Annotated in this window: 10 protein-coding genes; 2 read left to right on the top strand and 8 right to left on the bottom strand. The window is 50.3% G+C overall.

Annotated elements, in window-relative coordinates; all coding sequences use genetic code 11:
* Positions 1–9: 9 nt before the first annotated feature.
* The 5 genes from oppC to GC087_RS11055 form a co-directional block, all read right to left on the bottom strand.
* Complete coding sequence (oppC, locus tag GC087_RS11075; RefSeq protein ID WP_006119376.1) at positions 10–918, bottom strand: oligopeptide ABC transporter permease OppC; 909 nt, start codon at positions 916–918, stop codon at positions 10–12.
* A 14-nt stretch (positions 919–932) separates the two neighbouring features.
* Positions 933–1,853 (bottom strand): oligopeptide ABC transporter permease OppB, encoded by a 921-nt coding sequence (gene oppB, locus GC087_RS11070; protein ID WP_006119378.1) that lies wholly within the window; start codon positions 1,851–1,853, stop codon positions 933–935.
* 85 nt (positions 1,854–1,938) lie between these two features.
* Entirely contained in the window at positions 1,939–3,579 is a 1,641-nt protein-coding gene (gene oppA, locus GC087_RS11065; RefSeq protein WP_039343014.1) for an oligopeptide ABC transporter substrate-binding protein OppA, read from the bottom strand.
* Positions 3,580–3,734: 155 nt separating this feature from the next.
* Positions 3,735–5,354, bottom strand: coding sequence for an ABC transporter substrate-binding protein (locus GC087_RS11060; protein ID WP_324030551.1), 1,620 nt, complete (start codon positions 5,352–5,354; stop codon positions 3,735–3,737).
* Between the two features lie 585 nt (positions 5,355–5,939).
* Entirely contained in the window at positions 5,940–6,587 is a 648-nt protein-coding gene (locus GC087_RS11055) for a YchE family NAAT transporter (RefSeq protein WP_324030550.1), read from the bottom strand.
* Positions 6,588–7,013: 426 nt separating this feature from the next.
* Here GC087_RS11055 and adhE point away from each other — a divergent pair, with 426 nt between their 5' ends.
* On the top strand, positions 7,014–9,698 hold the full coding sequence (gene adhE / locus GC087_RS11050; RefSeq protein WP_205953226.1) for a bifunctional acetaldehyde-CoA/alcohol dehydrogenase: 2,685 nt from the start codon (positions 7,014–7,016) through the stop codon (positions 9,696–9,698).
* 238 nt (positions 9,699–9,936) lie between these two features.
* Here adhE and tdk read toward each other — a convergent pair whose 3' ends face one another.
* Entirely contained in the window at positions 9,937–10,557 is a 621-nt protein-coding gene (gene tdk, locus GC087_RS11045) for a thymidine kinase (protein ID WP_006119396.1), read from the bottom strand.
* A gap of 406 nt (positions 10,558–10,963) precedes the next feature.
* Between tdk and hns the strand changes: the two genes are divergently transcribed.
* Entirely contained in the window at positions 10,964–11,371 is a 408-nt protein-coding gene (hns, locus tag GC087_RS11040) for a histone-like nucleoid-structuring protein H-NS (protein WP_033741865.1), read from the top strand.
* A 92-nt stretch (positions 11,372–11,463) separates the two neighbouring features.
* On the opposite strand, the gene GC087_RS11035 is transcribed toward hns, so the two are convergent.
* Both GC087_RS11035 and GC087_RS11030 read right to left on the bottom strand, forming a co-directional pair.
* Positions 11,464–12,471, bottom strand: a complete 1,008-nt coding sequence (locus GC087_RS11035; RefSeq protein WP_006119398.1) for an NAD-dependent epimerase — start codon at positions 12,469–12,471, stop codon at positions 11,464–11,466.
* A gap of 14 nt (positions 12,472–12,485) precedes the next feature.
* The gene (locus GC087_RS11030; RefSeq protein ID WP_006119399.1) at positions 12,486–13,826 is read right to left on the bottom strand and encodes a UDP-glucose dehydrogenase family protein; all 1,341 of its coding nucleotides are present in this window, start codon (positions 13,824–13,826) and stop codon (positions 12,486–12,488) included.
* Between the last annotated feature and the right edge of the window lie 7 nt (positions 13,827–13,833).

Genomic DNA, 13,833 nt, shown 5'->3' with positions numbered 1-13,833 from the left:
GGAAACTCCTTAACGATCTTTGGGGTCGAGGGCATCACGCAGGCCATCGCCAATAAAGTTAAAACAGAACAGCGTGACCACCAGGAAAATGGCCGGGAACAGCAACAGCCACGGCGAAACTTCCATGGAGTTAGCCCCATCGCTCAACAGCGCCCCCCAGCTACTCAGCGGCTCCTGGGTGCCCAGGCCGAGAAAGCTCAGGAATGATTCGAACAGAATCATGCTGGGTACCAGCAGCGAGGCGTAAACCACCACCACGCCCAGCACGTTAGGCACGATATGGCGCGTCACGATTTTCCAGGTCGAAACGCCGCCGACATGCGCCGCTTCAATAAACTCTTTGCGCTTCAGGCTCAGAGTTTGTCCACGCACGATACGCGCCATGTCCAGCCACGACACCATACCGATAGCAGCAAAAATCAGCAGGATGTTACGGCCAAAGAAGGTGACCAACAGAATGACGAAAAACATAAACGGGAAGGAGTTAAGGATTTCCAGAATACGCATCATCACGGAGTCGATTTTTCCACCAAGGTAACCGGCAATGGAACCGTAGAGCGTTCCCACCACCACGGCGATCAGCGCGGCGGCAATGCCCACCATCAACGAAATACGACCGCCAATGGCGACGCGCACCAGCAGATCACGCCCCGATGAGTCGGTGCCAAACCAGTGTCCGGACGTGGTATCTGGCGGCGATGACATCATTCCCCAGTCGGTATCGAAATAGGAGAACGGTGACAACATGGGCGCGAAAATTACAAATAGCGTGATTAACATCAGCACCATCAGGCTGATTAACGCGGCTCGGTTATGAATAAAACGGCGACGGGCATCCTGCCACAGGCTACGCCCTTCGACTTCCAGTTTTTCACTGAATGCATCAAGAGCTTCGCTATTTTTCTTACTTAACATCATGGCGAACTCCAGAATCAGTAGCGAATTTTCGGGTCGATAACGGCATAGAGCACATCGACGATCGCGTTAAACAGAATGGTCAACAGCCCCACCAGAATCGTCAGGCTCAGTACCAGCGAGTAGTCACGGTTAAGCGCGCCGTTGACAAACAGCTGACCGATACCGGGCAGTCCGTAAATAGATTCAATCACCATAGAGCCAGTAATAATGCCCACAAATGCCGGTCCCATATAGGAAATAACCGGCAACAGTGCTGGCTTGAGCGCGTGACGTAAAACGATACGACGTAACGGCAACCCTTTGGCTCGCGCGGTACGGATAAAGTTGGAATGCATCACCTCAATCATCGAGCCACGAGTGATACGCGCGATACTGGCAATGTAAGCCAGGGATAACGCCACCATCGGCAGCAGCATATAGTTCCACTGTCCACCGTTCCAGCCGCCACCCGGCAGCCATTTCAGCGTAATGGCGAAAATCAGGACTAACAGCGGGGCAACCACAAAACTCGGTATGACCACGCCGGTCATTGCCACCCCCATGACGACGTAATCCCACAGGGTGTTTTGCTTCAGCGCGGCGATAACCCCTGCCGTCACGCCCAGTACCACGGCCAGGATAAAGGCAGCCAGGCCCAGTTTGGCCGACACCGGAAAGGCATGACCAACCAGGTAGTTCACCGAATAGTCTTTATATTTAAACGAGGGGCCAAAGTCGCCATGGGCCAGTTGAATCAGGTAATCAACATATTGCTTGCCAATAGGATCGTTGAGGTGATATTTCGCCTCGATATTCGCCATCACCTCTGGCGACAGCGTACGCTCACCCGTGAACGGACTGCCGGGGGCCAGTCGCATCATAAAGAAGGAGATAGTAATAAGGACGAAAAGCGTCGGGATGGCTTCAAGTAACCGACGCAAAATGAATTTTAACATTGCCGTACCTACCAGGCTGGTGCTTCACATTGCATTAAAAAATACAGGCGGCGCTCATGGCGCCGCCGCTGTTCTTGGTGTTCTGTTAGTGCTTAATGATGTACAGGTTTCTGTCTGCGACGTTATCCAGCGGATCTTTACCGGTATAACCACCGACATACGGTTTCACCAGACGGGTGTTCACGTAGTAGTACAATGGCACGATGGCAGAGTCTTTATCCAGTTGCTGCTCAGCTTTTTCATAGTCAGCCGACCGGGCTTTATCATCGGTTGTGGCCAGGGCATCTTTCATCAGCTTGTCGAAGGCCGGGCTCTTGTAGTGCGCGGTGTTGTTACTGCTGTCAGACAGCATGGTATTCAGGAACGACGTCGGTTCGTTATAGTCTGCACACCAGCCTGCACGTGCAACGTCGAAGTTGCCCTGATGACGCGTATCCAGGAAGGTTTTCCACTCCTGGTTCTCCAGCTTCACTTTCACACCCAGATTTTTGGCCCAAATCGACGAGGCGGCAATGGCCAGTTTTTTATGCAGATCGGAGGTGTTGTACAGGAGCGTAAACGTTAACGGTTTGTCTGCCGTGTAACCGGCTTCAGCCAGCAGCTTTTTGGCTTCAGCATTACGTTTTTCCTGTGACCAGGTAAACCACTCTGGCTTCACCAGCTCCATACCATCTGTTGCTGGTGGCGTGTAGCTGTAGGCTGGCTTCTGGCCCTGCGCCAGCACTTTATCCACGATAATGTCGCGGTCGATACCCAGTTTCAATGCGGCACGTACGCGCGGATCGGTGAAAGGCGCTTTCTGGTTATTAATTTCGTAATAATAGGTGCACAGATAGGGGTCAACATGCAGCTCTTTACCGTTGTCACGCTGTAATTTTTTGAACAGCTCAATCGGCAGATTGTTATAGGTCATGTCACTGCCGTTATCAGAGAAGTAACGGTTAACATCACTGACTTCTGACGAAATGGGCAGGAAGGTGACTTTGTTCAGCACGGTATGCGCGTTATCCCAGTAATCAGGGTTGCGCACAACGGTAATACGTTCGTTAATGACGTGAGATTCCAGCTTAAAGGCACCGTTGCTGACGATATTTTCAGGCTGGGTCCACTTGTCACCGAATTTCTCAATAACCGCTTTGTTTACCGGCGACATTGAGGAGTGAATCAGTAATTTATAGAAATACGGAACCGGCTCGCTCAGGGTCACTTGCAGCGTATGATCGTCAAGCGCCTTCACGCCCAAATCTGTTGGCGGTTTCTTACCGGCGATAATATCGTCAACGTTGGCCAGGTGACCGTATTGCAGATAGCTGGCATAAGGAGACGCGGTTTTCGGATCGGCCAGACGCTGCCAGCTGTAAACGAAATCCTGAGCAGTCACCGGCTCACCGTTTGACCATTTGGCATTTTTGCGCAGATGGAAGGTCCAGACTTTAAAGTCTTTATTATCCCAGCTCTCTGCCACGCCAGGAATCGGATGGCCGTTGGTATCGCTGATCACCAGTCCTTCAAACAGGTCACGGCTGACGTTCGATTCCGGTACGCCTTCAATTTTGTGCGGATCCAGCGACTGAACCTCGCTACCGTTTCCTTTTACCAGCTCCTGCTTCGCGGCCAGCTCAACCCCGGCAGGGACCGTGGCGGCGATAACGCTGTTGGCTGTGAGCGCACTCATCGCTGCAAAGACGCTGGCAGCAATCAGGGTTTTCTTCGTGATGTTGTTCATTCTTAACTCCAGTTTTTTTATTTTCACCGAGGGTGTTTGCGACCTCAGTGTTCCCCGTATTCGGGCCCCGGTGTTTTCACCTGGGGAGCATTGACCCTGTAGCGTGGTCAGCACGGTAACGCCCTTCCCGGCTGTGCCGCCGGATAAGCGCGTTATCAGTGTTGTTTAATGAAATAATATTTCAGATCTGTCATGTCCTGCGGATCGCGGCCGGTGAACCCGCCAACCCAGGGTTTAACCAGCCTCACGCTGACGCGGTAGTAAACTGGCACAATTGCCGAGTCTTTGTCGAGTTGTGTTTCAGCCTGCTGATACAATGCCGCGCGGTCAGCATCCTTTGTGGCGCTTAGCGTGTCTGCCATCAGCCGATCAAAGGCCGCACTACGATAAAACGCGGTATTGGTCGACGACTGACTCAGGAACATATTCAGGAAAGTAGAGGGCTCGTTATAATCCGCGCACCATGTGGCCCGCACCACGTCATACTGTGCCTGATGACGCGTTTCCAGCAGCGTTTTCCATTCCTGATTTTGTAAGGTGACCTGCGCCCCGAGGTTGCGCTGCCACATTGACGCTGCAGCAATCGCCTGGGTTTTATTTTGATCGGAGGTGTTATAGAGCAGCGTAAAACGCAAAGGATTTTTACTGTCGAAACCCGCTTCTGCCAGCAGTTTCTTTGCCGCCTCATTGCGCTGCGACTGGGACCAGGTCATCCATTCCGGTGTGGCTAACGCGGCCCCATTGGTATAGGGCGGTGTAAAACTGTAAGCCGGAATCTGGCCCTGTCCCATAATCTTTTTGGCGATAATGTCGCGGTCCAGCGTCATCTTTATAGCCGCGCGCACGCGCGCATCAGTAAAAGGCGGCTTTTTGTTGTTGATTTCATAATAAAACGTACACAACAAGGGGCTGACTTTGACTTCGTCGCCGATGTCCTTACGCAGCTTCGCGAACATATTGGGCGGGATGGCGCTGTTGGTCATATCCAGGCCACCGCTGCGATAGCGGTTAATGTCGCTGTTCTCAGAACTGATCGGCAGAAACGTCCCCTGCTCAATCACGGTTTGCGCGTTGTTCCAGTAAAGCGGATTGCGCTTCAGGACAATTTTTTCGTTGACGACCCAGTCACTTAAGGTATAAGCACCATTACCAACATAATGCCCGGGTTGAGTCCACGCCTCGCCCCATTTCTGGATAGCGGGCGCATACACGGGTTTCATGGCCGTATGCGCCAGCATGGCAATCAGATAGGGAACGGGCTCTGTTAAAGTGACCTGTAAATGGTGATCGTCAATCGCTTTTACGCCCAGTTGGTCTGGTGCCGCTTTACCCGCAATAATCTCGTCGGCATTGGCAATATGCGCCGCCTGCAGATAACTGGTGTAAGGAGATGCAGTTTTCGGATCGGCCAGGCGTCGCCAGCTGTAAACAAAATCGTTAGCCGTTACCGGTTCGCCGTTACTCCATTTTGCATCGTTGCGCAGCGTGAAGGTCCAGATTTTTCCTTGCTGATTTTCCCAGCTCTCAGCCACACCGGGGACAACCTTACCGTTATTATCTGTATTAACCAGCCCGTCCAGCAGATTCAGGATAATATTGGATTCCGGCACACCTTCCGTCTTATGCGGGTCAAGCGAGGCCACTTCGGAGCCATTGTTAATGACAATTTGCTGCTGTGGCGATAAGGTCACGCCGGCGGGTACGCTGGCCGCACAGACGGGTAAAGCAGTCATCACACCTAGTGCCAGACAAGACCAATATTGCTGAGCGTTCATTTACCACACCTTGTTGACCTGCCCGTTTTTATTCTGCAATCCCGTCTGCATCAAGAAAAAAATCTTGCTATTTCGACCTTCGGGAAAACATGCTCAATGCGCCGAAAATTAGCAGAAGCTGAATGACGGCGCCAAAACTAAATAGTTAAAATGTTATCTGTTTCTCTTTTATCATGAGATTTTTCCCAGTGGAAGTGTTAATTTTTAGCCTAAAAATACATTAACCTACTGAATTATAAAAATATTCATAGATTTGATGCTATTCTAACCAGAATATTACATTCACCGATTTTGACTGCGTTGTTGTAGCGTCATTCTTTCCCGATGTGCCATTTAAAAAGGTATTAATGGGCCTTTACAAGCATTAATCATGCCAACATGCATCGTCAAAGCAGAATATAAGGTGAGATTGATGACAGGAAGGCCAGGCGCGTACTATCGGGACGCGCACTGAGTATTAGGGAAAGTGATAACCCGGAGGGGATATACAGCGGTGCAAATAATTGCCCGTTTAGAGTGCAATTTTGTGTCGTATTGCACTCTTTTGATGCCTGTCTTTTTATGCTTGTTAAAATAAGTGGGTATTCAGCTTACCAGCCCTGGAAAAATCGCTTTAATGCCTGTTACCACAAATTCGATGCCCAGCGCCATTAACAGCAGCCCCATGATACGGGTGATGACGTTGATGCCCGTTTGCCCCAGTACTCTGACCATAATGGGGGCGGCACGAAACAGTAACCAACAACTGAAGGCAAAAATGGACACTGCCACGGTAAATCCCAGCAGATTTAACCAACTGTGATAGCGCGTACTCCAGACGATAGTTGAGCTGATTGCGCCGGGCCCGGCCATCAGCGGTAAAGCCAGCGGAACAACGCCAATACTTTCGCGAATCGCTGTTTCTGTTTTTTCCTGCTTGTTTTGTTTATCTTCGCCCAGCTTTCCGCTGATCATCGACATCGCTATCGTGACAACCAGAATGCCCCCGGCAATACGGAAAGAATCAATTGAGATGCCAAACACATGCAGAATGGCATCCCCTAAAAACAGCGACGTCCAGAGAATAATGGCCACAGCAAGGTTTGCGGTGAGATTCGTTTTATTACGTTCTGCCACGCCCTGATAACGCGTCATGCTGATAAACACCGGAATGATGCCAATGGGATTCACCAGTGCAAACAGGCCTACGAAAAACTTGATATAGCCAGAAAGATCTAACAGCGCAGGATTCACGGTTCACTCCACATCCCAGATGAAAAACGCGCTTAATGTAAGGTAAAAACGCCGCGCACGCCAGTTGAAGCGAGAGTTATTTATTCTGTTAATTTACTTACAGTTTAGGGCGTTAAACCAGCCATTCCACAATGGCTGGCAGATGTTACTTTTGTTAGCGCTTTTAACCTCATCGCCCTCCCCCCTCATGAACCGCAGGCTGAAAGGTGTCAGCTGCGGTTTAAATTGATTTGGATCATTATTGCTGTCCCCTAAACCCGATACTCTTTTGTTGTCAGCCACGATACCACCGGAGAAGAAGAATTCTTTTAGTAAACAACTGAAAAACGGCACTTTCATGCCCTGTGATTGAGCGGTTTTTACCCTGGCTATACTTTCCGTTCAGGCTTGTTTCCTAAAAAAGTTTAACTTCCTCAGGAGATCACAATGGCCGTTACTAATGTCGCTGAACTCAATGCACTGGTTGAACGGGTAAAAAAAGCCCAGCAAGCTTTCGCCAGTTTTTCTCAACAACAAGTCGATGCTATTTTCCGCGCAGCCGCACTGGCCGCTGCCGATGCCCGCATTCCCTTAGCGAAGATGGCGGTCGCAGAATCGGGCATGGGCATTGTCGAAGACAAAGTCATCAAAAATCACTTTGCGTCCGAATATATTTATAACGCCTATAAGGATGATAAAACCTGCGGCGTACTGGAAACCGATGATACCTTTGGCACCATTACGATTGCCGAACCCATCGGCCTGATTTGTGGGATCGTCCCGACCACCAACCCCACCTCTACCGCCATCTTCAAAGCCCTGATCAGCCTTAAAACCCGCAACGGTATTATCTTCTCGCCGCATCCTCGCGCCAAAGATGCCACCAATAAAGCCGCCGATATTGTGCTGCAGGCCGCGATTGCTGCTGGCGCCCCTAAAGACATTATCGGCTGGATCGATGCGCCCTCTGTTGAGCTGTCGAATCAGCTGATGCACCACCCGGACATCAATCTGATTCTTGCCACAGGTGGACCGGGCATGGTGAAAGCCGCTTACAGTTCCGGCAAACCGGCTATTGGTGTCGGTGCCGGGAATACACCTGTCGTGATTGATGAAACGGCAGATGTTAAACGCGCGGTGGCGTCCATCCTGATGTCGAAAACGTTTGATAACGGGGTGATTTGTGCCTCAGAGCAGTCCGTTATTGTTGTCGATGCGATTTACGATGCCGTTCGGGCACGTTTCGCCAGTCATGGTGGCTACCTGCTGCAGGGCCATGAACTTCAGGCGGTTCAGAATATTATCCTGAAAAATGGCGGCCTCAACGCCGCGATTGTGGGCCAGCCCGCAGTAAAAATTGCTGAGATGGCGGGCATTACGGTACCAACCGATACCAAAATTCTGATTGGTGAAGTTGAACGGGTCGACGAATCCGAACCTTTTGCCCATGAAAAACTGTCGCCAACGCTGGCGATGTACCGGGCTAAAGATTACGAAGACGCCGTCAGTAAAGCGGAAAAACTGGTCGCCATGGGCGGCATTGGCCACACCTCCTGCCTGTACACGGATCAGGATAACCAGTCCGCACGCGTCCACTATTTTGGCGACAAAATGAAAACGGCCCGTATCCTGATTAATACCCCCGCTTCTCAGGGTGGGATTGGCGATTTATATAACTTCAAACTCGCGCCTTCGTTGACACTGGGTTGTGGCTCCTGGGGAGGTAACTCAATTTCCGAAAACGTCGGACCTAAACATCTGATCAATAAGAAAACCGTCGCCAAGCGAGCTGAAAATATGTTGTGGCATAAACTTCCGAAATCTATCTATTTCCGTCGTGGGTCATTGCCTGTCGCCTTAGAAGAGGTCGCCACCGACGGCGCGAAACGTGCATTTGTTGTGACTGACCGCTTCCTGTTCAATAACGGCTATGCCGACCAGGTTACCCGCGTCCTGAAATCCCACGGTATTGAAACGGAAGTGTTCTTCGAGGTCGAAGCAGACCCAACACTGAGCATTGTTCGCAAAGGCGCAGAGCAAATGCACAGCTTTAAACCCGATGTGATCATTGCGCTGGGCGGCGGCTCGCCAATGGATGCGGCGAAAATCATGTGGGTGATGTATGAGCATCCCGAAACCCACTTCGAAGAGCTGGCATTACGCTTTATGGATATTCGTAAACGTATCTATAAGTTCCCGAAAATGGGCGTCAAAGCCCGCATGGTAGCCATCACCACTACCTCCGGCACCGGTTCAGAAGTGACCCCGTTTGCGGTGGTCACGGATGATGCCACCGGTCAAAAATATCCGCTGGCAGATTATGCACTGACCCCGGATATGGCCATTGTGGATGCGAACCTCGTAATGGATATGCCGCGTTCACTCTGCGCCTTTGGCGGTCTGGATGCGGTTACCCATGCACTGGAAGCCTATGTTTCCGTTCTGGCGAATGAGTATTCTGATGGTCAGGCACTGCAGGCGCTTAAGTTGCTGAAAGAGAACCTGCCCGCCAGTTATGCCGAAGGCGCCAAAAATCCGGTTGCGCGTGAACGTGTGCACAATGCCGCCACCATTGCCGGTATTGCCTTTGCCAACGCCTTCCTCGGCGTATGTCACTCGATGGCCCATAAACTGGGTTCCGAGTTCCATATTCCCCACGGACTGGCCAACTCGCTGCTGATTTCCAACGTCATTCGTTATAACGCAAATGACAACCCGACCAAACAGACTGCATTCAGTCAGTATGATCGTCCACAGGCGCGTCGTCGCTATGCGGAAATCGCCGATCATCTTGGTTTGACCGCCACAGGCGATCGTACTGCTCAGAAAATTGAGAAACTGCTGGTCTGGCTGGATGAAATTAAAACGGAACTGGGTATTCCCGCCTCAATTCGTGAAGCTGGCGTGCAGGAAGCGGATTTTCTGGCAAAAGTGGACAAACTGGCTGAGGATGCGTTCGACGATCAGTGTACCGGTGCTAACCCACGTTATCCGCTAATTGCTGAACTGAAACAGATCATGCTGGACAGTTACTACGGCCGCAAATTTGTTGAGCCTTATGCCCAGGTTGAACAGCCCCTGAATCAACCCGTCAGCGATATCAAAGCCGCTAAAAAGGTCAAAAAAGCCTAATCAGGAACAAGCCCGTTAGTGCGGGTGCGCCATCCCCCTTGTGGCTCGGTCACAAGGGGGTTTTTTATGGCTGTTGAGGATAAGCAGGCTGTTCGCCCGCTGTCAGTGAATGTGCAATAGTGCAATCGCTACCACACACGGACTGACCGACACCCAGGTCGCCATAAAGATAAAAAGACGAATGAGGTTCGCCAGGAAAGACTTTTGCGACCACGTGAACCTGAGGTGAGGAACAGGATTACGCGACTGGCGTTTGCGCGCCGTGGATAGCCTGCAAACAGCCCTGCTCAATCGCTTTTTTATAGTGCTTACGGCACACCGAGATATAGCGCTCATTGCCGCCAATCACCACCTGCTCCCCTTCCCGGAAGGGTTTGCCTTCGCTGTCGAGACGCAGCACCATGCCCGCTTTACGTCCGCAATGACATACGGTTTTAAGCTCCACCAGTTTATCGGCCCAGGCCAGCAGATACTGGCTACCGGTAAACAATTCTCCCAGAAAGTCGGTTCTTAACCCATAACACAGCACCGGAATATCCAGATTATCCACCACGTCAGACAAGGCCTTCACCTGTTCCCGTGTCAGAAACTGACTTTCATCCACTAACACACAGTGTACGGGCTGGCGCGCATGCTCTTGTGCAATTTCCACATCCAGCTGGCTTTCGGCATTATAAAGAACGGCCGGTGATGACAAGCCAATGCGTGAACTGACTTTACCGGTACCAAAGCGATTATCAATCTCAGCGGTATAAACCAGGGTCCGCATACCGCGCTCCTGATAATTATAGGAAGACTGCAAAAGCGCGGTTGATTTACCCGCGTTCATTGCCGAATAGTAGAAATAGAGTTGAGCCATTGGCACGGTATCCCGGTGTGGATGAAACAAAATAAGTGCGATTTTACCATATCTGACCGGCGATGCCGTGTTGATTTTCAGCCCGTTACGTTCAGACGAGAGCCAGCGTCGGGTATTGCCTGTCCTGCAACGGCAGCGCATTATTTTTGACTATATGAATATTAAAGACAGTATCGCGTTAAGCTTTATTTTCATTGAACCGTGTCAGGGCTTTATAGGTTGCCGGTTAAACATCAACGTTTCATTGGTCCTTACATCGCGCTTTATCTGGCGGAATTTATAATTTAATAAATTCATCTTTGAACTTTTAAAGCTAAAAATTAATTTAATGTTGAAGTTATTTCCCCCCACCACTACTATTAGCGGGCAGAACAACTCTCCTATTCATTATTCAGAGATCAGGACAATGAGCGAAGCACTAAAAAATCTTAATAATATCCGCACGCTGCGTGCCCAGGCCAGAGAGTGTTCTTTGGAAACACTGGAAGAAATGCTGGAAAAGTTTGAAGTCGTAGTAAATGAACGCCGCGATGAAGCGTCACATTCTAAAGCAGAAACGGAAGAGCGTGCGCGTAAACTTGAGCAATATCGCGATATGCTTTTAGCGGATGGAATCGATCCCAATGAGTTATTCAACGCATTGTCAGAGTCCAAAACGTCTGGCAAAGCCAAACGTGCTGCCCGCCCTGCCAAATATCAGTTTGTTGATGAAAACGGGGAGACCAAAACCTGGACCGGTCAGGGACGTACACCAGCAGCAATCAAAAAAGCCATGGAACAACATGGTAAGCAGTTAGACGACTTTTTGCTGTAAATCCTGGCGTGCTTTAGGCTTTGCTGGCTTCATTTTAGCGACCTGATTACCAATACCAGAAAAAAAAGGAAGCGGTCGCTTCCTTTTTGTTTTTATACCGAATAAAAGTTTCGGTACCAGTCAACAAAACGTCTGACACCTTCATCCACGCCTGTTTGCGGTTTAAAGCCGACAGCGTTAAATAAATCGCTGGTATCTGCGCTGGTAGCTAACACGTCACCGGGTTGCATTGGCATCAGATTTTTATTTGCCGTTACACCTAATGCTTTTTCAATCGCTTCAATATAGCGAATCAAGCTCATCGGCTGACTATTGCCTAAATTGTAAATACGATACGGCGCTGAACTCGACGCGGCAGATCCGCTCTCTACCGTCCAACTTTCATCCGGCTGCGGAATACGATCCTGCAGACGAATAATGGCCTCGACAACATCATCGATATAGGTGAAATCGCGTTGCATTTTACCCTGGTTATAGACGTCAATCGCCTCACCCGCAATCATAGCCCGGGTAAATTTAAACAAGGCCATATCGGGGCGTCCCCAGGGACCGTATACAGTGAAGAAACGTAAACCGGTGGTGGGTAACTGATACAGATGCGAATAGGTGTGCGACATCAGCTCATTGGCTTTTTTGGTCGCGGCATACAATGACACCGGATGATCGACACTGTCTTCTGTAGAAAACGGCAGCTTACTGTTCAGTCCATAAACGGAGCTGGACGACGCATAGAGCAGATGTTCAACACGATGATGACGGCACCCTTCAAGAATATTCAGATGCCCAATAACATTGGCATCCACATACGCATGCGGGTTTTCAAGTGAATAGCGCACACCAGCCTGAGCGGCCAGGTGGATAACGCGCTGAAATTTGTGCTGTTCGAAAAGTGCTGCAATGGCCTGACGGTCGGCCAAATCGGTTTTAACAAACGTAAAAGATGGGTTGTCGCCGATCAAATCAAGACGGGCCTGTTTGAGGCTGACATCATAATAGTCATTCAGGTTGTCAATACCGACAACCTGGTGACCGGCGGCCAACAGGCGTTGGCTCACATGGAAGCCAATAAAGCCTGCTGCGCCGGTTACCAGAAAATTCATAAATCCCTCATTAATCACACAGCCTGGATGGACGCTCCGCGGCCAATAGCGTAATAAACGAAGCCGCGTTTGCTGAGACGCTCTGGATCATACAGGTTACGTCCATCAAAAATCACGGGTTGTTTCAGTGCATTTTTGATCACGTCGAAGTCAGGGGCACGGAAATTTTGCCACTCAGTGCAAATTACCAGGCCATCTGCGCCCTGTAATGCTGATTCTTTGGTGCCCATCAGCTTCAAATCGTCGCGGTGACCGTAGATGCGTTGTGCTTCATCCATGGCTTCCGGATCGAAAGCCTGTACAGACGCACCTGCTTCCCACAGCGCTTCCATCAATACACGGCTCGATGCTTCACGCATATCGTCGGTATTCGGTTTGAACGACAGTCCCCACAGCGCAAACGTCTTCCCTTTCAGATCGTCACCAAAATGACGTTTGATAAAGGCGGGCAGCTTAGTTTTCTGGCTGTCATTGACGTCTTCCACCGCTTTTAACAGACGTGGTGTATAGCCAATGGATTCCGCCGTACGAATGAGCGCCTGCACATCTTTCGGGAAACAGGAACCGCCATAACCGCAGCCAGGATAGATAAAGTGATAGCCGATACGTGAGTCAGAACCAATCCCCTGGCGCACTTTTTCGATATCCGCACCTAAACGTTCCGCGAGATTGGAAATTTCATTCATAAAGCTGATTTTGGTCGCCAGCATACAGTTGGCAGCGTACTTCGTCAGCTCTGCACTGCGAATATCCATCAGGATCATACGATCGTGGTTACGGTTGAAGGGCTCATAGAGCTCACGCAACAGTTCCACGACAGCATCATTATCCGTGCCGACAACGATGCGCTCGGGACGCATACAGTCAGCAACCGCCGCCCCTTCTTTCAGGAACTCGGGGTTGGATACCACATCAAAGCTGATATTGGCATCACGCGCCTGCAGGGTTTCCGTCATGACTGCACGGACTCTGTCAGCCGTTCCAACCGGTACGGTAGATTTATCGATGACCACTTTATGATCGGTCATATGCTGAGCAATGGTGCGTGCCACGGCAGTAACATATTTCAGATCGGCCGAACCATCTTCATCGGGCGGTGTGCCTACGGCGATAAACTGCATCACGCCATGGTTAACGCCCAGTGCAGCATCGGTGCTGAACTTCAGGCGACCGGATTCATAGTTAGACTTAACCAGCGGCGTCAGGCCCGGTTCAAAAATAGGAATCTGACCCTTTTTGAGGTTCTCAACCTTTTTTTCATCGACATCAATACAGAGAACGTCATGTCCGACTTCGGCCAACACCGCAGCCTGAACCAGACCGACATAGCCGATACCAAATACAGTGACTTTCATTACGCTA

The sequence above is a fragment of the Pantoea sp. JZ2 genome (assembly GCF_035191405.1).
Taxonomy (GTDB): domain Bacteria; phylum Pseudomonadota; class Gammaproteobacteria; order Enterobacterales; family Enterobacteriaceae; genus Pantoea; species Pantoea stewartii.
The sequence above is the reverse complement of the archived record's forward strand: the minus strand, read 5'-3'. Positions and strand labels throughout refer to the sequence as shown.